The sequence below is a fragment of the Leeuwenhoekiella obamensis genome (assembly GCF_055391795.1).
The window spans coordinates 3,084,084-3,104,694 of record NZ_AP029251.1; the positions used below are offsets into that span (position 1 = coordinate 3,084,084).

The window sequence follows — 20,611 nt, forward strand, 5'->3', positions numbered from 1 at the left end:
TACATCATACTTTTATAAGTAGATGCGCATCGATGAAAAAGGTTGCGTTTTAAAAGAAATTTTTTTTCTCTAGCTGTTCGCTATCTTAATAGCTTCTCTGATTTTTCCTTCTAGCTCTTCCATAAGATCAGGATTATCAAGCAATAATGACTTCACAGCATCACGCCCTTGACCAAGTTTTGTGTCTTCATAACTAAACCATGATCCGCTCTTTTTAACGATCTCATAGTCTACACCTAGGTCAATGATCTCTCCTACTTTAGAAATCCCTTCACCATACATGATATCAAACTCTGCCTGACGGAATGGTGGCGCTACTTTATTCTTTATAACCTTAACACGGGTCTTGTTACCCATAACCTCGCCATTGCTATTTTTAATTTGCGTAGAACGACGTATGTCTAATCTTACCGATGCATAGAACTTCAATGCATTACCACCAGTAGTAGTTTCAGGGTTACCAAACATTACCCCGATCTTCTCACGAAGCTGGTTAATGAATATTACGGTACAGTTTGTTTTACTAATTGACGAAGTAAGTTTTCTTAATGCTTGCGACATTAAACGTGCATGAAGACCCATTTTAGAATCTCCCATCTCTCCTTCTATTTCGCTTTTTGGCGTAAGCGCAGCAACCGAGTCAACAACAACTATATCAATTGCTCCTGAGCGTATTAAATTATCTGCGATCTCTAACGCCTGCTCACCATTATCTGGTTGAGAAATAATAAGATTCTCAATATCTACATCTAGCTTCTCTGCATAAAATCTATCAAAAGCATGCTCTGCATCTATAAAAGCAGCAATACCGCCAGCTTTCTGAGCTTGTGCGATCGCATGTAATGTAAGCGTGGTTTTACCAGAAGATTCAGGACCGTAAATCTCGATAACTCTCCCTTTAGGATAACCGCCCACACCCAGAGCAACGTCTAATCCCAGAGAACCTGTGCTTATCGCCTCAACTTCTACAATGGCATTGTCACCCATTTTCATCACCGTACCCTTACCGTAGGTTTTATCCAGTTTATCAAGGGTGAGTTTCAGTGCTTTTAATTTAGCTTCTTTTTCGCTGCTCATATTTATTTACTGTCTTATTTCAATACTTCTATAAGTGTGCAAGGTAGCACATCTTTTAATGATTTACAATGCATCACGCAGGATTATTTCCTAATTGTAGGAATATTTCCTTTTATGGTTTGCGCCAAAATTTAACATCCATAAACGCAACCTTCTAACACATACAGCATCTACTTTGTAAAAGTAGTATGCTATGATCTATAAAAATCTTGAATTTTTTGATCAATTGAAACAGAAGTGTACTTTTTTCAGTTGCTCACTAAAGTTGGACGGCGGTTAGCGATTTCTTCTTATTAAGAGAAATTAATAATAACATTGAATTAGCCGTTCAAGTAAAAATGCCCTTAGAACTCCTGAGGGCATTTTTGTTTTCTGGCTTTCGCCGAAAGGCAAACTTTGACCATCTACTTATAAGTATTACTTTTGCGCCACTTTTAATCTTAAAAATTAGTATAGCATGCAACTGTACAATAAGTTAAGTGCGAAAGAAAGAGCCGCGCTTATTGATGAGGCCGGCGATGACAGATTAACACTGTCTTTCTATCAGTATGCCAAGATTGGCAATCCGCACTTGTTCAGAAATCACCTATTTTTAGCTTGGGACGCTATGGAAGTCCTAGGCAGGATCTACGTTGCCCATGAAGGGATCAACGCACAACTCTCAGTTCCTGCAAAGCGTTTTGAAGAGTTCAAGAATTTTCTTGACGGAATTTATTTTCTTGAAGATGTACGCTTAAATATCGCAGTAGAACAAGATTCTAAATCCTTTTTAAAACTTAAAGTAAAAGTGCGTCATAAGATCGTTGCAGATGGTCTTGATGATGACACCTTTGATGTTACTCAAAAAGGAGTTCACGTAGATGCCGAAACCTTTAATGCGCTTATTGAGGATGAGAACACGGTACTTGTAGATATGCGTAATCATTATGAAAGTGAGATAGGTCATTTTAAGAATGCGGTTACTCCAGATGTGGACACTTTCCGTGATTCGCTAGATATTATTGAAGAAGATCTTAAAGATCATAAGGAGGATAAAAAACTTGTGATGTATTGTACCGGTGGTATTCGTTGTGAAAAAGCCAGCGCTTATTATCGTCACAAAGGTTTCAAGAATGTTTTTCAGCTAGAAGGTGGTATCATAGAGTACACTCGCCAGGTGAATGAAAAAGGACTTGAGAATAAATTTCGTGGTAAAAACTTTGTTTTTGATCACCGCCGTGCTGAGAAAATTAGCGACGAAGTGATCGCACATTGTCACCAGTGTGGTAAACCTTGCGATAATCACACAAACTGTGCTAACGAAGGTTGTCACCTACTTTTTATACAATGTGATGAGTGTAAAGAGGCAATGAACAATTGCTGTTCTGACGAATGTAAAGACATCATTGCTTTACCATACGAAGAGCAAAAAGCACTACGCAGAGGCAAAAAAGCCAGCAATAAGATCTTTAAAAAAGGAAGATCAGAGAAATTGAAGTTTCAGAAAAAGCAAGGTGAGAATCACATTCCTGGCACTGGCGTGTTTCAGGAGAATACGTGATCTGCAAACTTTTCTTCTACTTCGTCAAAAACTGCAAAGACATCTACCGCGTCGTCACTGGTAACCATTTTCATACGGTAATCCTTAAAATGAGGAATCCCACGGAAATAGTTAGTATAGTGACGGCGCGTTTCAAATACACCTAGCTTCTCCCCTTTCCAGTCTATTGACATTTTAAGGTGTCTGCGCGCCGCATCAACGCGTTCTTGCATATTGGGTGGAGCAAGATGCTCTCCTGTTTTCATAAAGTGTTTTACCTCTTTAAAAAACCACGGGTAGCCTATGCTTGCGCGACCTATCATCGCACCATCTAGACCGTATTGATCACGCATCTCAATAGCACGCTCTGGCGAATCTACATCACCGTTACCAAAAACAGGAATATGCATTCTAGGGTTATTCTTAACCTCAGCAATTGGCGCCCAGTTTGCGCTACCTTTATACATCTGTGCGCGCGTACGCCCATGAATTGAGATCGCCTTACAACCCACATCCTGTAAACGTTCTGCAACCTCAACGATCTTAATAGAGTCGTGATCCCAACCTAAACGGGTTTTTACAGTAATAGGAAGTTTTGTGTGTTTAACCATGGCTTCTGTAAGCGAAACCATAAGGTCAATATCTTTTAAAATTCCGGCGCCGGCGCCTTTAGAAACTACTTTCTTTACCGGACAACCAAAGTTAATATCAATAATATCTGGCTTAGACGCTTCAACGATCTCGACGCTTTGAAGCATACTTTCAAGATTTGCACCAAAGATCTGAATCCCTACAGGACGCTCTTTCTCATAAATATCTAACTTCATAACGCTTTTTGCAGCATCACGAATCAGACCTTCACTCGAGATAAATTCTGTGTAAACGACATCTGCACCTTGCTCTTTGCAAAGCGCACGAAATGGTGGATCACTCACATCTTCCATAGGTGCAAGCAACAACGGAAATTCTCCTACATCAATGTCTCCTATTTTTGCCAAAGCAGATAATTTTTTGCAAAAATACGCAATATCATTTTGGCTTTAAGCCAAAAGAACATTTACCGCTTAATTTTGTTCTAAACGTGCCTCTTCTTCGGCTCCTGTGCTGCGGCTGTTGTCGTTAAGTTTGAAGTTACCGAATTTGTAAGTAAGGCTAAAACTCACCTTTTGATTCTCTGGTCTAGCCATGTAAGAATTATTCTGATCCAGATATCTTGAACTTAAAGGAATGGCCATTGTATTAAAAATATCTTCAGAATTGAATGTGAAGATCACTCTATCATCAAAGAAGGTTTTGCGAATTCCTAAGTTTAAACCAAATTGTGGCTTGTCTTGTGTATAAGAACCTAATGCAAGATTGGTCATTAAGTAAGTGGTGACTTCAAGACTTAAGCCTCTTTCTTTATCCAGATCAAAGTGATTGTACAGTTGGTTAAAAAGTCCATTTACTTTAGTCTTTACAGTTTCTGCCGGCTGATCAATGCGATTAAATTCATTCTCCATTCTAAAAGCAGAAGTAAGCGCATAAATTGACCACCAGTTTGTGATAAAATCATAATAGGCTACATCAAGACTATATTGATGCTCATAAATAAGATTTGTGTTTATAGACCTTAAATTGAGGTTTATATTATCTTGATATGGTAGCATATTAATATTATCATCTACCCGCTCATAATACAGGTCAAAAGAAAGCTTGTTCCTAAACGTATAATTAAAGTTTACCTTGTTTGCGATCGCTGGTTGAATGTTAGGATCTCCCTCTTTAAAGTTATTCTCGTTAAGAAAATAACGATACGGATTTAAAGTTTGAAAACGTGGTCTAGAAATTCTCCTGCTGTAATCTAGCCTAAAACTGTGATTCTCTGATGGCATGTGTAATAAATATGCCGTAGGAAAAAGCTGAAAATAATTCTGTGTATTTACAACACCCAGTGTGCGAGAATCTCCATTTGCATCTGTGTACTCACCGCGCAGACCCGATTTAAAACTCCATTTTTCCCATTCTTTTGAAAAACTGAAATATGAAGCGTAGATATTTTCAGTATAATCAAAATTATCATCAAGCGTCGCAGACTGTTGATCTACAGAACCGGTTTCATTAAGAAACTCTTGTTTGCTGTTTGAGGTAATACCAGAATATTTGGCTCCAGCCTCAAAACCCCAATCACCAATTTTACCATCATAATCTATCTGGCCGGTATAGATCTCAGAATCTTGACTAGGCAACGTGCTAAAGGCATTTGCATTGATCATATTGCCGCTAGCATTGTAATACTTTGTTCTTACTGACTGTGATTGATCTGTTCTGAAATTAATATAATCTGCATTTACCGTAAGCGTTGCTCCATTCTCACCCAGATTTTTCTTGTAGTTAAGATTAAGGAGAACATTATTAGAATCATTTTCTAGAAAACTCTTTGTGGTGTACAAAGAATCAAGATTCCCGTTTGCGTTATAAATTTCGGTTCTTCCGTGTATGTCTGCATCAGCCTTTGGCGTGTGTAAAAGATTTGCACTAAAACTCAATGTTTCTTTTTCGCTTAAAGCGAAATCCATAATCGTATTAAAACTATGCGAAAAGGTGCGCACATCTTTATGAAACATATCTTGCCAAGTGGCTTTCTCACTACCATCTGGATAATAAAACTGCACAAAACCATCATCAGTTTTTGCATCATATCTAGAATTGAATGTATAATTAGCATACACATCCACCCAGTTGTTTTTGTAGTATTGACTTGTACCTACGGCGTATTTTGGTACAATTCCCACGGTGTTTGAAGCGTTTAAACTTCCTTTATAACCTATAGAAACATTTTTTGAAGTAACAATATTGATCACAGAACCGCCTTCTGCATCGTAGCCTGCTGGCGGATTTACAATTACTTCTACAGATTTTACATTAACGCCGGCATAACCTTCAAGTAATTGTTGTAATTCTAGACTATTGAGATATACTTTGCGATCGTTGATATACACCGCCGCCGGATTATTTTTTACTAAGATCTGCCCTTGATTCACAACTACACCAGGCGTTCTTCTTAAAATATCATAGGTCGTCCCCGTGGATACAACGGTGTTTTCTACATTAAAAACCATCCTGTCAACCTTGCGAGAAATAAAAGGTTTTTTTGCCGTGAGTGTGATCTCATCTAGTTGTTGAGTATCTTCATCAAGCTTAATGAGAATGTCGCTCTTGTTTTCATTTATATGAAACGGTTGCGTATAAAACTCCTTATATCCCACAAATGAAGCCTTAATTATAACTTCTTGTGATTCAATATTTTCAAAAGTGAATTTTCCATCTTCTTCTGTAAGACTGCCTTTAATAAAGGTAGAATCTTTTGCTTTAAGCAAAAGAAGATTTGTATACCCCACTGGTTGATCGTTTTGATCAACTACCTTACCGGCAATAGCGCCTTCCTGCCCATAGGAAGCCACAAACAGCATAAGGATAAAAAATTGAAGTTGGATTTTCATTTGGGCGTTAAAAATACGTTAATACTTACAGAGTATTAACCGCCAAAATGATAAAATTTATCGAGATACGCAAGTTCCTAGTGCTTTAGAAATTTTAGTTTATGGTATTTCTAAACCGTATATTTGCGCTTTGGCACCTAGGCCATTTTGATTGACTATGAAGAACATTAGAAACTTTTGCATAATAGCGCATATTGATCACGGTAAGAGTACACTGGCAGATAGACTTCTGGATTTTACAGGTTCTGTAACTGAGAGAGAAAAGCAAGACCAGTTACTGGATAGTATGGATCTAGAGCGCGAAAGAGGTATTACCATTAAGTCTCGCGCAATTCAGATGGATTATATTCATAATGGTGAACCGTTTGTTCTTAACCTGATCGATACTCCTGGACACGTAGATTTTTCTTACGAAGTATCTAGAAGTATCGCTGCTTGTGAAGGAGCTTTGCTTATTGTAGATGCCGCTCAAAGCATTCAGGCGCAAACTATTTCTAACCTTTATCTAGCGCTTGAAAATGATCTAGAGATCATCCCAGTACTTAACAAAGTAGATCTTCCTAGTGCTAATCCTGAAGAAGTTACTGATGATATTGTAGATCTTTTGGGCTGCGACCCAGAAGATGTGATTCCTGCTAGTGCAAAAACAGGTCTAGGAATTCAAGAAATTCTTAACGCAATTATAGATCGTATCCCTGCTCCTAAGGGAAATCTGGATGAACCTTTACAGGCACTTATTTTTGACTCGGTTTACAACCCATTTAGAGGAGTTGAGACTTACTTTAGAGTTATTAACGGTAAGATCACAAAAGGACAGAATATTAAATTCATCAACACTGGTAAATCTTATTTTGCTGATGAAGTAGGAACGCTAAAATTAAAACAGCATCCTAAAAAAGAAATTAAAGCTGGTGATGTGGGTTACCTCATCACTGGTATTAAAGACGCTCGCGAAGTAAAAGTGGGTGATACGATCACAGATAAAGCTGAACCTACAAAGAATGCGATCTCTGGTTTTGAGGACGTAAAACCTATGGTATTTGCTGGTATTTATCCGGTAGATACAGAAGATTATGAAGAGCTGCGTGCCTCAATGGAGAAACTGCAGTTAAATGATGCTTCTCTGGTTTTTCAACCAGAAAGTTCTGCGGCGCTAGGCTTTGGGTTTAGATGTGGATTCTTAGGAATGCTTCACCTTGAGATCGTACAAGAACGTCTTGAGCGTGAATTTGATATGACGGTGATCACCACGGTTCCTAACGTGTCTTATCATTCATATTCTATTAAGAATCCTGATGAAGCGATTTTAGTAAATAACCCATCTGACTTGCCAGATCCATCTATTATGGATCGTGTAGAAGAGCCTTATATCAAGGCTTCGATCATAACAAAAGCAGACTTTGTAGGACCTGTAATGTCGCTTTGTATCGAGAAGCGCGGGCAGATCGTGAATCAAACCTATTTGACTCCAGAGCGTGTTGAACTTATTTTTGACATGCCGCTGGCTGAGATCGTTTTTGACTTTTACGACCGTCTTAAAACGGTGAGTAAAGGGTATGCTTCTTTTGATTACTCGCCTATAGGGATGCGTAAATCTCATCTTGTAAAGGTTGATGTACTTCTTAATGGTAATAACGTAGATGCATTATCTGCACTCTTACATAAAGACAATGCTTACGACATAGGTAAGAAAATGTGTGAGAAGCTAAGACAGCTTATCCCGCGTCAACAATTTGATATTCCTATTCAGGCTGCGATAGGAGCAAAGATCATCGCTCGTGAGACCGTAAAAGCGCTTAGAAAAGATGTTACCGCAAAATGTTACGGTGGTGATATTTCGCGTAAGCGTAAACTGCTAGAGAAGCAGAAAAAAGGTAAGAAACGCATGCGTGCTGTGGGTAATGTTGAAATCCCGCAAGAGGCATTTATGGCCGTTCTTAAACTGAACGATTAAGATGAATAGAATTCAAATTATAGGGCTTGTCCTCATTTTTATATGCGGCGCCATCTCACAATTAACAGATCTTAAATACAACGACACGGCGGTTTATATTTTGGCCGGCGGGACGATCCTGGGTATTATTCTGGTAATTTCAGATTGGCTTTCGCCAAAAAAAGACAAGAAGTAATCACGGCCATTGTGCAATGATTACTTCTTGCATTTACTTTTAATCGTCTGTAGCAGGCGCTTTAAAGTTTACATCTTCTAGATCGATAGGCTTACCTAGATAAACAAGTTTTGTACCTTCAAAAGTGTCAACTTCTAGTTCTTCAATATTAGATTTAAGTATTTGAAGATCTCCATCTTGCATTTTTAAGAATACCGGTATAGTATCTGGATCTTTGCGCGTGTATTCAATAAGCGCAACAAATTTTTCTTTACTATCCAGATCGATCTCTTGAATAGAAGGATAACTTCTTGCAACCTCTGTTAAACGGATAAAATCATCTGTAGGAGAAAATAAACCTTCCTTAGGATTTGCTGTTGGATTGTTCATCTCTTCTGGTGTGATCAATCTAAACGATCCATTCTCACCAAAGATCTCTCTGAAGCGATCTATAGCGTATTTATTAATATCTCCGTTGCCGGTTAAAGCCATGAGATACCCTACGTCATTCAACTCAATATTGTTAAGTAAGCTATCGCTATAAATACTTTCATCAATAGCTTCTAGGCCACGCTCTTTTGCTTTCTGGATGTTTTGTGTATTACTATCTACAAGCACAACATGGCGATCGTTGCGTTGTAAATATTCGCCTATAATTCTTGAAGCACGTGAAGCGCCTATCATCACAATACCTTCAGATTTTGTCAAGAATACACCTACGATACGTGCTACTAATCTTGCTGTCGTAGCATTAAGCAATACAGTACCTAACACGATCATAAATACTAATGGCGTGATATATTCTGCACCTTCTACATTTTCGCTGGCAAGCTTAAGACCAAAAAGCGAAGCGATACCCGCAGCTACAATACCGCGAGGACCTACCCAACTCACAAAGATCTTTTCGCTGGTTGTAAGGCCGCTGCCCATGGCGCTTAAGAAAACACCTACTGGTCTTAAAATGAAAACCACAACTGCAAAAAGTATAACCGCGTTCCAGTTATAAATAAGATACAGATCATCAATGTTGATGTTTGCAGCAAGCAGAATAAACAGAATAGAAATAAGCAGAACGCTCAATGATTCTTTGAAGTAAAGTAATTCTTTGATGTTAGGCAATTTGATATTTCCCATCACCATACCCATCACCACGACAGAAAGTAGTCCACTTTCGTGCGCAAAGATATCTGAGAGCAAGAAAACTCCCAGAACTGCAGCAAGTGTTGAAACATTTAATAAATAATGCGGGATTACATTTCGCTTTATAGCGAAAGCTAAACCGTGCGCAAAAGTGAACCCGAAGGTAAACCCAAAGAGTACGATCTTACCAAATTCTTCAAGCGCAGTAAGCGTGAATTCAGATCCTGCGCCAACGCTTATAAATTCAAAAACAAGTACGGCAACAAGTGCACCTATTGGATCAATAAGAATACCTTCCCATTTTAAGATCGCTGAAATATCTTTCTTAAGCGGAATGTTTCTCAAAATAGGCGTGATAACCGTAGGCCCGGTAACAATGATCAAAGCAGAAAATAGAAAGGCAATTCTCCAGTCTAGATCAAAGATGTAATAAGCAGCGCATGCCCCACCAAAAAACGTCACGACAGAACCTATCGTGATCAATTTTGTGATCACCGGTGCTGTGTTTCTTACTTCGCTAATACGCAGGGTTAATCCGCCTTCAAAGAGAATTATACCTATGGCAAGCGAGACAAAATTAAAAAGACGTTCACCAGGAAAGATCCCAGCATCGCCATCCCAAATAGGCTCTATCCATTTTGTACCATCTTCTGTATAAAGTGATGAAAGTGGCCCCACAAGAAGGCCCACTAAAATAAGCGGTAAGATTGCAGGAATTTTAAACTTCCAGGCTGCCCATTGCGCCAAAATCCCCAATATAATTATTCCTCCTAGTTCAAGCATGCATGCAAAATTTGTGCTATGTTAAGTATTTCTGCCGTAAGGCAAAAATTAGCCATTCATATTTCCTTGTTAAATATAGCTTAATATCTTACGACCGAAAAACCCATTTTTAACGCTTTTAGTAACTTGCAAGACCTGATTCTTATTTATGCACATTCACGCCATTGAAGCGGGAAATTTTAAACTGGACGGTGGAGCCATGTTCGGAGTGGCACCTAAATCACTCTGGTCCAGAACAAATCCCGCTGATAATAACAACTTAATAGATATCGCCGCACGTTGCCTGCTTATAGAAGACGGCGACAGACTCATACTGCTAGACACCGGCATGGGCGATAAACAGAGTGATAAATTTTTTGGCTATTACTCACTTTGGGGAGATTTTGATCTTAAGAGTTCGCTTAAAGCGAAAGGGTTTTCGCCAGAAGATATTACAGATGTCTTTCTCACCCACTTACATTTTGACCACAGCGGCGGTGCCGTAGAGTGGAAAAAAGACGGGAAAACTCCACAAACCGTTTTTAAAAACGCAAAATACTGGAGCAACAAAGATCACTGGGATTGGGCTGTAAACCCTAATGCCAGAGAAAAAGCATCTTTCCTAAAAGAAAATATTCTACCCATTGAAGAAAGTGGACAATTGCATTTTGTATCAAAACCTTCAACAGACTTTGTAAGTAGCAGCGAACTCGATTTCGGCATTCTATTTGTTGATGGTCATACAGATAAGCAAATGATCCCGCATATTACGTACAAAGGCAAGACCATCGTTTTTGCTGCAGACTTGCTTCCTACAGCAGGTCACTTACCATTACCATACGTGATGGGGTATGACACCAGACCTTTGCTTACGTTAAACGAAAAAGAAAAATTTCTATCTAAAGCTGCAGAAGAAGGGTATTACCTTTGGCTAGAGCACGATGCACACAACCCAATAATCACTGTGCAAAACACAGAAAAAGGCGTGCGTCTCAAAGAACGCTTTGAGATAGAAGACATTATTAATTAAACAACGAATAGATTATATGAAAAGAATGATCCCAGCAGCATTACTTGCTGCTTTTGCATTACATAGCTGTAATACCAGCGCGCCCTTAGTGCAGGTACAAACAGAAAATGTAGATGCTGTTCCTACTAAAGTTGCAGAACTTAGTGAAGATCAATTAAAATCCTGGGACTTTCAGGATCTTGTGCAGGACACAATTCCTGGGATGAGTGTTGATAAGGCTTACGCCGAAATCATTAAAAATAAAAAAGGTCGAACCGTAATTGTAGGCGTTGTTGATAGTGGTGTAGATATTAACCACGAAGACCTTGATGGTGTACTTTGGACCAATGAAGATGAGATTCCTAATAACGGAATTGACGATGATAAAAATGGTTACATCGATGATGTTCACGGCTGGAATTTCTTAGGAGATGTTGAAGCAGAACAGCTGGAGATGTCTAGGATCATACAGAAGTATGAACCTATTTTTAAAGGGAAGACTTTAGATCAAATCCCTGCAAAACAAAAAGAAATGTTCGCTACATATAAGCGAGCTAGAAAAGAATATGATGAGGATTATGAAAAATATTCTCAGCAACTACAGCAGTACCAGCAAATCGTACAATTTGTAGAGCAAGCACACCAGATGGTTTCTTCTAAACTAGGTAAAGAAGATTACACAAAAGAAGAACTTGCCGCTCAGCAATTCACAGAGCCCATGATGCAACAGGCAAAAAACGGCTTAATGCAGATGTTTGAGTATGAAGATAGCATTCCAGAGTTTCTTGAGTCTATTAACGAAGGTATTGTAGATCTTACTAGCCGTGTGAATGATAATCTTAATCTTGATGGTCATTACCGCGACGTTGTAGGCGATGATCCAGATGATATTAACGATACAGATTATGGTAACAATAATGTTGTAGGTCCTACTCCAGAAGGTGCGTTACACGGTACACACGTAGCTGGTATTATCGCTGCAGAACGCAACAATGGTATAGGCGCAAATGGTGTAGCAAATAACGTTAAGATCATGACCGTGCGCGCAGTACCAGATGGTGATGAGCGTGACAAAGACATCGCTCTTGCTCTACGTTATGCAGTAGATAACGGTGCAAAAGTGATCAACACAAGCTTTGGTAAATACTATTCTCAAAATCCAGAGTGGGTTTATGATGCGATCAAATATGCTGCTAAAAAAGATGTGCTTATCGTAAATGCTGCAGGTAACGAGGCGTATGATCTAGATGGTGGTAAAACTGTTTACCCTAATGATCAATTAGCAGATAACATAGAATTTGCGGACAATGTGATTACCATAGGTGCACTTAACGATGTTTATAGCGGTGACCTTGTTGCTCCATTTTCTAACTACGGTAAATCTAACGTAGATGTATTTGCACCAGGAATGGAGATCTGGTCTACAACTCCAGAAAATAAATACAGATTCTTACAAGGTACATCAATGGCTGCGCCAGAAGTTGCCGGTGTTGCGGCGATGCTTCGTGGGTATTTTCCACAATTTAGCGCTAAGCAGATCAAAGAGATCTTGATGCAAAGTGGTACAACGTCTAACATGACAGTAATTTTGGGCGGAGACCCAGATACTACACGCAAATTCTCAGAGATCTCAAAATCTGGAAAAATGGTAAATATGTATAACGCCTTTAAAATGGCTGAACTTTCAGCTCAAAATCAATAATAAACAATGAGATTATTTTTAAGCATTCTTACGCTTTGCGCGATTAGCCTTTCGGCGAAAGCCCAAAACAATAAAGACTACTGGCAACAACACGTGGATTATACCATGGAAGTTGACATGAACGTCGAAGATTACAACTACACAGGTACGCAGGAATTAGAGTATACAAACAATTCTCCTGACACCTTACATCAGGTTTTTTATCATCTGTATTTTAACGCTTTTCAACCAGGAAGCGAGATGGATGTGCGTTCTTTGAACATTAAAGATCCTGATGGTCGTGTAAGAGATCGTATCAGCAAATTAAGTCCAGATGAGATAGGTTTTCTTAAGGTAAACAGCCTTGAGCAAGACGGTAAAAAACTAGACTATCATGTAGAAGGTACTGTACTTGAAGTACAATTAGATGAGCCTATTTTACCAGGAAAAAGCACAAAATTCAACATGGAATTTAACGGGCAAGTTCCTGTTCAAATTCGTCGTAGTGGTCGCAACAACGCAGAAGGCGTAGCGCTTAGCATGACACAATGGTATCCTAAGTTAGCTGAGTATGACTTTGAAGGTTGGCATGCAGATCCATATATCGCTCGTGAGTTTCACGGCGTTTGGGGAGACTTTGATGTTAAGATCACTATAGATTCTGACTACACATTGGGTGGTACAGGATATCTTCAAAATCCTGACGACATAGGTCATGGTTATGGTGAAGAAGGTTCAAAGCCTAAGAAACCTAAAAAAGGAAAGTACACATGGCACTTTAAAGCGCCTAACGTGCATGACTTTACATGGGCAGCAGATCCAGAATTTATTCACGATACGTATCCTGGAGAAAATGGTGTAACGCTACACTTTTTCTACAAAGACAATCCTAAGATCAAAGAAAACTGGAAGAAACTTCAGCCAAAAACTGCTGAGCTTCTAGCGTTCTACAATAAACATGTAGGGCCGTATCCTTACAAACAATACAGCGTTATTCAAGGTGGTGACGGTGGTATGGAGTATGCAATGTGTACTTTGATCACTGGTGAGCGCAGCTATGGAAGTTTAGTAGGTGTAACAGCTCACGAATTTGCACACACTTGGTTTCAATTCTTGATGGCTACAAACGAGGCTAAGCACGAGTGGATGGATGAAGGTTTTACCACATACATCTCAACAGAAGCTGAAAACCAGATCATGGGTGATGGTAAAGAAAATCCACATGGTGGTAGTTATGGTAGCTATTTTCGTCTTGCAACAAGTGGAGTAGAGCAACCGCAAACTACCTATGCAGACCGTTATCAATTTAACGCTGCTTATGGGGCTTCTGCATACTCTAAAGGTGCTGTTTTCTTAGCGCAATTAGGTTATGTGATAGGCGAGGAGAACCTTGCAAAAACCTTAAAGCGTTATTATAACGACTGGCATTTTAAACACCCTACGCCTAACGACTTTAAACGTGAAGCAGAGAAGGTTTCAGGATTACAGTTAGACTGGTATCTTGTGGACTGGACGCAAACTACAAACACCATAGATTATGGTATTAAGAGTGTAGAAGAAGTAGATGGTAAAACCCAAGTTACGTTAGAGCGCATCGGGCTTATGCCTATGCCTATAGATCTTTATGTAACAAATGCAGATGGTAGCGAAGACTTATACTACATCCCATTGCGCGCTATGCGTGGTGAGAAGCCAGCAACTGGTGAGCGAACTGTAGAAGCAGACTGGCCATGGGCATATCCTACATATACGTTGACAATTGATAAACCTCTAGCAGAGGTAAAAAGCATGATCATTGACAAGAAGCAATATCTTGCAGACATCAATAAAGACAACAACAGCTGGGAAGCAAAATAATTATTTGGCTTTCGCCAAAAGTCTCAAAAAGCCCTTGCCATAGCAGGGGCTTTTTTTATTACCCTATATTTGCCCACACATTCCACAACTTTGAAAACACAGGGATTTCCTAAGCAAGAAAAGCTTAAAAGCCAGAAACTCATAGAACACCTTTTTGCAAATGGTAAGAAGGTAAAAGGCTATCCATTGCTGCTTATTTTCGCGGAAGCGCCACTCACAGAATTGCACATAAACATACAAGCTGGCGTATCTGTCTCAAAAAGAAATTACAAACTTGCCGTTACTCGCAACCGTATAAAACGCCTCATGCGAGAAGCTTACCGAAAAAATAAGATCGATTTTCAAACAAATGGCGCAACTTTTGCGTTTATGTTTATCTATACAGGTAGAGAAGAATTGCCTTATAGCGAAATTGAAAAAGCAATGCAAAAAATTGCTACACGTTTCAATGAAGCGCAGTCTCTACTAGAAGAACAATAACCTAAACACGCCAATATGAAAATTTTTAGCTGGTTTTTTATGACCATGTTTCTCGCTTGCTCATCAGGCAGCAGCGAGAGTGATGTTGCAATAATGGAGTCTGCGCCTATTGCAAAAATGGAAATGAATACTCCGCCGCCACCAGTTCCTGATCAAGAAAACAATGCACAAGCCATTGAGCAAAAGATCATTAAAACAGCTAATCTAAGATTTGAAACGGCAGACCTCAGCGCGACGCAAAAGCGAATTCTTGATGCGGTAAGCGCTACAAAAGGATACATACAGGATGATAATTCTGGTAAAAGCTACAATTCTACATATCACCGTTTGCAAGTGCGTGTTCCTACTACAAACTTTCAGCAGTTGCTAGATGCGATTGCAGATGGCGTTGAATATTTTGACGAAAAAACAATAAGCCGTCAAGACGTTACAGAAGAATTTGTAGATCTTGAAGCTAGGCTTAAAGCCAAAAGAGAACTTGAAAATCGTTACATCGCTTTACTTGATAAAGCAAAAAATGTTAAAGAAATCCTTGAGATAGAGGCAGAGCTTTCTAAGATCAGAGAAGAAATTGAAGCGCGCCAAGGACGATTGAACTACCTGCGAAGTCAAGTTTCATACAGCACGATCAACATTTATTTTTATAGAGAGATCATTCAGACAAACACTTCTGTTTCTTATGGCAGCGAACTAAGCAATGCTTTTAAAGGCGGGTGGAATGGTCTTTCAACATTCTTCGTGGGTCTGGTTTATTTATGGCCGTTCTTTATCTTGTTGTTTCTTGCTATCTTTCTATTCAGAATTTGGCGTAAGCGCAAAAAACAAAATGCATAAAAATAGCCCCGCATGAAAAAGAGAATAATTACAATACTTGCCGCTGGTGTATTGCTTTTTACCACTGTAAGTTTTAAAAGCGATTTTTTTGAGATCGCAAAACAAATAGAGATCTTCACAACGCTCTTTAAAGAGATCAACATGAATTATGTTGATGAGGTAAACCCAGCGCAACTTATGGATAGCGCGATCAAGGGAATGCTAGATGATCTGGATCCGTATACAAATTACTGGACAGAGCAGGAGGTAGAAGACGCCAGAATAAATAATACTGGCGAATACACCGGCATTGGCGCATCTGTACACACAAAAGAGGGTAAGATCACGCTTGTGGAGGTTTACAAAAATTATCCTGCAGACAATGCCGGTTTAAAGGCCGGAGACGAGATTATAAAAGTTGGCGATGTAACCTTATCAGATTTTGAAGAAGATGCGGGAGATTTGCTTCAAGGAGCTCCGGGAACTTCAGTAAGTGTTACATATCTAAGACAAGGTAAATCTCAAACCACAACCTTAAAAAGAGAAGAAATTGATGTAAACGCTGTGCCGTTTTTTGCGCTTACACGAAATGACATAGGATACGTTGTTCTTTCAAAATTCAACAAAAAAGCATCATCAGAAACTGCAGCTGCCGTAAAAGAATTAAAAGATCAAGGGGCAAAAAAAATAATTCTAGACCTGCGCGGCAATCCCGGTGGTTTACTCACAGAAGCAATTAACGTAAGCAATCTCTTTTTGCCGAAAGGCAAACTCATCACAACTACAAAATCTGTGATCGAGAAATACAACCGTGAATATTATACAGAGAATGAACCGCTGGATGAGAACATTCCGTTAGTGGTTTTAATAAACGGTCGCAGCGCATCAGCTAGTGAGATCGTTTCTGGATCGCTGCAAGATTATGATCGCGCGGTGATCGTGGGTGCGAGAAGCTTTGGTAAAGGTTTAGTACAAAGACCTAAGAAATTGACCTACGGTACACAGGCTAAGATCACGATCTCGCGTTATTACACGCCTAGCGGTCGTTGTATCCAAGCTTTGGATTATTGGCATCGCGATGAGCAAGGCAACGCTGTGCGCACAGATGTTGAAGATTATAACGAGTTCAACACTGCAAATGGACGCAAGGTGTATGACGGCGGCGGAATTTTCCCAGATATTGAAGTTGAATCTGCAAAACTAAGCGCTGTTACACAGGCATTGCTTGGCGAGCGAGCGATTTTTGATTATGCTACGCAGTATTACTACAACCATTCACTAGAGAGTTTAGATCAGTTTAGCTTTCGCGAAAGCGACTACGAAGCGTTTAAGAATTATTTAAATACTACTTCTTTTGATTACAAAACCGCAACTGAAAAATCGCTAGAAGAAGCTTTGATCAATGCTGAAAAAGATGGATTAAAATCTGAAATAAGTAGTGATTACAGTGCATTGACAAGTAAAATAGATGCGCTTAAAAAGGCTGAATTAGATGAGAAAGAAGAAGAAATCACAGGCATTATTAGCGACGAACTTATAAAACGCTATTTCTACCGTGATGGTTTGTATAAGTATCAATTGCAAAACAACAAAGAGATCGCAGAAGGTGTAGATGTGCTAAATGATCCTGCGCGATATAAGAAAATCCTTAAACCTTAAATTGAAAAAGAAAAAAGGAGAAGATATTGATTTTAACTTTGATTACAAGGGCTTTAACTTAATATTATAACTATTAGAAAATCAATTCTCTATCTTGGGATTTATGGTTACTATTGATAAGGATACAGAAAAGAACACAGATTTTTTGACCGAGACGATAGCGTATTTGGAGGAGAGGGGATATGAAAACATCAGAGCAGATGTTGACGGCTTCGAGACTCCAAAATCGTATATCAAACGCGGCAGCAAAGTTACCATTACGCCAGATATTGTTGCCGATCGAGATGGCGAGAAACATATTTTTGAAGTTAGCTTAAAATCTAAGAAACCCAATTTGTTGAAATCAAAGTGGATGTTTCTAGATATTTTAAGTGATATGAAGAAGTTTAGATTTAAGATCGTGACTACTCGTGGTCATTACAAATTCACTAACGAGATGTTAAGTGCTATAAATCTAGAAGATAAGAAGCTGATAAAGATTTAACTAAAAAGCTTTTTAAAATTATATATAGATCCCGGCCTAAGCCGGGATTTTTTATTTATTTCTTATCATCCTAATATGCGGGATATTATCTTCAAGATAGCCTTCTCCCACTTGATCAAACCCTAAAGATGTGTAGAATATTTTTAAATATTCCTGAGCTGAAATTTCAATTTCAACATTACCATAATGATTGTTGATAACCTCAATGGATTTGTTCATTAGGCTGTAGCCAAATTTATTCTTACGCTGTGATTCTTTGACCACGACGCGGCCTATGCTAGACCTTTCAAAATAATCGCCGGGTGCAAAAATGCGCGTGTAGGCAGCTAGCGTATCTTTGGCGTAAGCCAAAACATGCAGCGCTTTTTTATCCTTGCCATCAACATCTTGATATGGGCAATCTTGTTCTACCACAAAAACCTCAGCACGCAACTGAAGTAGATCATAAAGCTCATCTTTTGTGAGCTCATCATAAGTTTTTACTACAAATTCCATTAATCTTGTACGATAACTTCTTTATTATCTGGCTTCTCAAATTCTGGTTGAATATTGATATGGTTGATACCAAATTCCTTCACCTTGTTCTCTATTTCTACCAGTTTTTCATCAAATTCTGAAAGCAAGATATCATTTTGAAAATCTACGTGTGCCTCTAGATGAATCTCGTCTTCGTTAAGTTGCCAGATGTGTATGTGGTGCATATTCTTTAAACCGGGAATGGTTTTTACGCTTTCCACTATTTTTTCAATTTCAATATCATCTGGTGTGAATAACATGAGGACTTTAAATGAAGATTTTAAAAGTCCGTAACCCATGATTATTAAATAGATAGCAATACCAACGGTTAATAAACTGTCTATCCAGTAAATCTGAAAAAACTTCATCAACAATCCACCAATGAGTACAGCTACAGAAGCCATCATATCTGTTAATAAGTGCAGATAAGCTGACTTCATATTCATATTAGATTTACTGTCTGCCTTAAGTAATAAAACACTTAAACCATTTGCAGCGATACCTAATATTGATAACCAGATCACAAGAGAAGACTCAATTGCTTGTGGTTCTGAGAATCTTGTAATTGCTTCCTTTATTAATATTACCGCAACTATCATTAAAGTTGCAGCGTTCACGAAGGCAGCGATGATCTCGGCACGTTTGTAACCAAATGTTCTATGCGGCGAAGCCGCCTTTTTTGAAAATATGACAGCGATATAACTCACGATAAGCGATAGAACATCACTAAAATTATGCAACGCGTCTGATAGTAATGATAAACTACCAGAAATTAATCCCCCAACAATCTGAGATGCAGTGATAATTATATTAAGACCTATTGAAAATAATAGATTCTTACCACTGCGATCATGACCATGAGAGTGTCCTATACCGTGATGATGATGATGGTCGTGACCCATTTACATGCAAGGTATTTTATTGAGACGACGTTCATGACGCCCGCCAGCAAATTCTGTTGTTAAGAACGTATCTACCATCTCAAGCACTTGTTCTTTTGCAGTAAAACGCGCTGGTATACTTAATATGTTTGCATCATTATGTTCACGAGCTAAGGCAGTGATCTCTTTTGTCCAGCATAATGCAGATCGAATGGCTTGATGTTTATTTGCTGTCATATTCGCACCGTTACCACTACCACATATAATGATACCTAAATCTACTTTTTTATCTTCAACGGCTGTGGCCACTGGATGAATAAAGTCTGCATAATCTGCACTTTCTAAAGTATCTGTACCAAAGTTTGTAACTTCGTGACCTTTATCTTCTAGGTGTTTTACAATCGCTTCTTTGTACTCTACACCGGCGTGATCATTACCTATAGCTATTTTCATAACGTGAATTGTTTATATATACAAAGGTACGTATCGTTATCTGCGTAGTTAATGTTTTAAGTGAAAAAGACAGTCAAATTTTAGAGTAGTCAACAAGTAGTTAACATGGGTGTGAATAACTGGTCATCAAAAAGTGAAAATGAAAATTTGATTTCTCAGAAAAATTTACAATCTGGTTTATTTTATGAGATATCAAAAAGTAAATTCAACAAAATTCTTACACAGATTTAAGCAATGAACAAGTCAATTTTTAATAACGTTGATAAGTAAGTTTTCAATAATAAACCGTCAATTAGGGTTATTAACAATTGTTAATCAAGAAATATAATTAGCTCATTTTCATTTTCTAATAACTCTTAAAGAATTGTGAATAAGTGTTAGTAAAAGGTGATAAGGCAAAAAACAAATTTTACTGCACAAAGTTATACCGCTATTCACAAGCTATAATAGTCATCATTTTTATTTAAAATTTTTAAAAAGAAAAAATGTATATTATTAATACTGTTGAAAACTGTAATAAGTGTGTAAAACTGAAAAACGTTGTGAAGCCTTAGATAGTCTTAACTGTAGGAATGTAATGAAGTGTCGCTTTGTCAAAAGAGCTGTTGATGTGTAGTATGACAAGCAGAAGTCCTGTTATGAAGATCATAACGAAGAGTAGTGTAAAAAACTTCGATCTGTTGAGAGTGA

At 38.5% G+C, this 20,611-nt stretch carries 17 protein-coding genes; 10 read left to right on the forward strand and 7 right to left on the reverse strand.

Annotated features, from left to right (window positions below; translation table 11 throughout):
* Positions 1-69: 69 nt before the first annotated feature.
* A complete protein-coding gene (recA, locus tag ACZ5L8_RS13685) occupies positions 70-1,077 on the reverse strand; it encodes a recombinase RecA (RefSeq protein ID WP_462600090.1) in 1,008 nt (335 codons plus the stop codon).
* A 457-nt stretch (positions 1,078-1,534) separates the two neighbouring features.
* Here recA and trhO point away from each other — a divergent pair, with 457 nt between their 5' ends.
* On the forward strand, positions 1,535-2,617 hold the full coding sequence (gene trhO, locus ACZ5L8_RS13690) for an oxygen-dependent tRNA uridine(34) hydroxylase TrhO (RefSeq protein WP_464438247.1): 1,083 nt from the start codon (positions 1,535-1,537) through the stop codon (positions 2,615-2,617).
* On the opposite strand, the gene dusB is transcribed toward trhO, so the two are convergent.
* Positions 2,602-3,594 (reverse strand): tRNA dihydrouridine synthase DusB, encoded by a 993-nt coding sequence (gene dusB / locus ACZ5L8_RS13695; RefSeq protein WP_462600088.1) that lies wholly within the window; start codon positions 3,592-3,594, stop codon positions 2,602-2,604. The two genes, trhO and dusB, sit on opposite strands and share 16 nt — an antisense overlap.
* Positions 3,595-3,660: 66 nt before the next feature.
* Entirely contained in the window at positions 3,661-6,078 is a 2,418-nt protein-coding gene (locus ACZ5L8_RS13700; RefSeq protein ID WP_464438248.1) for an outer membrane beta-barrel family protein, read from the reverse strand.
* Between the two features lie 157 nt (positions 6,079-6,235).
* On the opposite strand from ACZ5L8_RS13700, the gene lepA reads away from it, so the two are divergent.
* Together lepA and ACZ5L8_RS13710 are read left to right on the forward strand one after the other, a co-directional pair.
* Positions 6,236-8,032 (forward strand): translation elongation factor 4, encoded by a 1,797-nt coding sequence (gene lepA / locus ACZ5L8_RS13705; protein ID WP_464438249.1) that lies wholly within the window; start codon positions 6,236-6,238, stop codon positions 8,030-8,032.
* A 1-nt stretch (position 8,033) separates the two neighbouring features.
* Positions 8,034-8,207 carry a hypothetical protein gene (locus tag ACZ5L8_RS13710; protein ID WP_462600085.1) on the forward strand — a complete coding sequence of 58 codons (174 nt, stop codon included), beginning with the start codon at positions 8,034-8,036 and terminating at the stop codon, positions 8,205-8,207.
* 39 nt (positions 8,208-8,246) lie between these two features.
* Here ACZ5L8_RS13710 and ACZ5L8_RS13715 read toward each other — a convergent pair whose 3' ends face one another.
* Positions 8,247-10,109 (reverse strand): cation:proton antiporter, encoded by a 1,863-nt coding sequence (locus ACZ5L8_RS13715; RefSeq protein ID WP_464438250.1) that lies wholly within the window; start codon positions 10,107-10,109, stop codon positions 8,247-8,249.
* A gap of 148 nt (positions 10,110-10,257) precedes the next feature.
* On the opposite strand from ACZ5L8_RS13715, the gene ACZ5L8_RS13720 reads away from it, so the two are divergent.
* From ACZ5L8_RS13720 to ACZ5L8_RS13750, 7 genes are all read left to right on the forward strand, one after another.
* Positions 10,258-11,118 (forward strand): MBL fold metallo-hydrolase, encoded by an 861-nt coding sequence (locus ACZ5L8_RS13720; RefSeq protein WP_464438251.1) that lies wholly within the window; start codon positions 10,258-10,260, stop codon positions 11,116-11,118.
* Positions 11,119-11,134: 16 nt separating this feature from the next.
* Positions 11,135-12,799 (forward strand): S8 family peptidase, encoded by a 1,665-nt coding sequence (locus tag ACZ5L8_RS13725; protein WP_464438252.1) that lies wholly within the window; start codon positions 11,135-11,137, stop codon positions 12,797-12,799.
* 6 nt (positions 12,800-12,805) lie between these two features.
* A complete protein-coding gene (locus ACZ5L8_RS13730; protein WP_464438253.1) occupies positions 12,806-14,635 on the forward strand; it encodes a M1 family metallopeptidase in 1,830 nt (609 codons plus the stop codon).
* Between the two features lie 90 nt (positions 14,636-14,725).
* A complete protein-coding gene (rnpA, locus tag ACZ5L8_RS13735; RefSeq protein ID WP_464438254.1) occupies positions 14,726-15,115 on the forward strand; it encodes a ribonuclease P protein component in 390 nt (129 codons plus the stop codon).
* Positions 15,116-15,130: 15 nt separating this feature from the next.
* Positions 15,131-15,949 (forward strand): DUF4349 domain-containing protein, encoded by an 819-nt coding sequence (locus tag ACZ5L8_RS13740; protein WP_464438255.1) that lies wholly within the window; start codon positions 15,131-15,133, stop codon positions 15,947-15,949.
* 12 nt (positions 15,950-15,961) lie between these two features.
* The gene (locus ACZ5L8_RS13745; protein WP_464438256.1) at positions 15,962-17,587 is read left to right on the forward strand and encodes a S41 family peptidase; all 1,626 of its coding nucleotides are present in this window, start codon (positions 15,962-15,964) and stop codon (positions 17,585-17,587) included.
* 103 nt (positions 17,588-17,690) lie between these two features.
* Complete coding sequence (locus ACZ5L8_RS13750) at positions 17,691-18,071, forward strand: hypothetical protein (protein ID WP_464440962.1); 381 nt, start codon at positions 17,691-17,693, stop codon at positions 18,069-18,071.
* A gap of 51 nt (positions 18,072-18,122) precedes the next feature.
* Here ACZ5L8_RS13750 and ACZ5L8_RS13755 read toward each other — a convergent pair whose 3' ends face one another.
* From ACZ5L8_RS13755 to rpiB, 3 genes are read right to left on the reverse strand one after another with little or no spacing between them, the layout of a single operon-like run.
* Positions 18,123-18,566 (reverse strand): GNAT family N-acetyltransferase, encoded by a 444-nt coding sequence (locus ACZ5L8_RS13755; protein ID WP_464438257.1) that lies wholly within the window; start codon positions 18,564-18,566, stop codon positions 18,123-18,125.
* Positions 18,566-19,489, reverse strand: a complete 924-nt coding sequence (locus ACZ5L8_RS13760; RefSeq protein ID WP_464438258.1) for a cation diffusion facilitator family transporter — start codon at positions 19,487-19,489, stop codon at positions 18,566-18,568. Before ACZ5L8_RS13760 ends, ACZ5L8_RS13755 begins: the two co-directional genes overlap by 1 nt.
* The gene (rpiB, locus tag ACZ5L8_RS13765) at positions 19,490-19,921 is read right to left on the reverse strand and encodes a ribose 5-phosphate isomerase B (protein ID WP_464438259.1); all 432 of its coding nucleotides are present in this window, start codon (positions 19,919-19,921) and stop codon (positions 19,490-19,492) included.
* Positions 19,922-20,611: the final 690 nt, after the last annotated feature.

Excerpts from the sequence above, each read along its gene's own strand:
- recA (WP_462600090.1), bottom strand. The coding sequence starts at position 1,077 with ATGAGCAGCGAAAAAGAAGCTAAATTAAAAGCACTGAAACTCACCCTT.
- trhO (WP_464438247.1), top strand. The coding sequence starts at position 1,535 with ATGCAACTGTACAATAAGTTAAGTGCGAAAGAAAGAGCCGCGCTTATT.
- ACZ5L8_RS13700 (WP_464438248.1), bottom strand. The coding sequence starts at position 6,078 with ATGAAAATCCAACTTCAATTTTTTATCCTTATGCTGTTTGTGGCTTCC.
- lepA (WP_464438249.1), top strand. The coding sequence starts at position 6,236 with ATGAAGAACATTAGAAACTTTTGCATAATAGCGCATATTGATCACGGT.
- ACZ5L8_RS13710 (WP_462600085.1), top strand. The coding sequence starts at position 8,034 with ATGAATAGAATTCAAATTATAGGGCTTGTCCTCATTTTTATATGCGGC.
- ACZ5L8_RS13715 (WP_464438250.1), bottom strand. The coding sequence starts at position 10,109 with ATGCTTGAACTAGGAGGAATAATTATATTGGGGATTTTGGCGCAATGG.
- ACZ5L8_RS13720 (WP_464438251.1), top strand. The coding sequence starts at position 10,258 with ATGCACATTCACGCCATTGAAGCGGGAAATTTTAAACTGGACGGTGGA.
- ACZ5L8_RS13725 (WP_464438252.1), top strand. The coding sequence starts at position 11,135 with ATGAAAAGAATGATCCCAGCAGCATTACTTGCTGCTTTTGCATTACAT.
- ACZ5L8_RS13730 (WP_464438253.1), top strand. The coding sequence starts at position 12,806 with ATGAGATTATTTTTAAGCATTCTTACGCTTTGCGCGATTAGCCTTTCG.
- ACZ5L8_RS13740 (WP_464438255.1), top strand. The coding sequence starts at position 15,131 with ATGAAAATTTTTAGCTGGTTTTTTATGACCATGTTTCTCGCTTGCTCA.
- ACZ5L8_RS13745 (WP_464438256.1), top strand. The coding sequence starts at position 15,962 with ATGAAAAAGAGAATAATTACAATACTTGCCGCTGGTGTATTGCTTTTT.
- ACZ5L8_RS13750 (WP_464440962.1), top strand. The coding sequence starts at position 17,691 with ATGGTTACTATTGATAAGGATACAGAAAAGAACACAGATTTTTTGACC.
- ACZ5L8_RS13755 (WP_464438257.1), bottom strand. The coding sequence starts at position 18,566 with ATGGAATTTGTAGTAAAAACTTATGATGAGCTCACAAAAGATGAGCTT.
- ACZ5L8_RS13760 (WP_464438258.1), bottom strand. The coding sequence starts at position 19,489 with ATGGGTCACGACCATCATCATCATCACGGTATAGGACACTCTCATGGT.
- rpiB (WP_464438259.1), bottom strand. The coding sequence starts at position 19,921 with ATGAAAATAGCTATAGGTAATGATCACGCCGGTGTAGAGTACAAAGAA.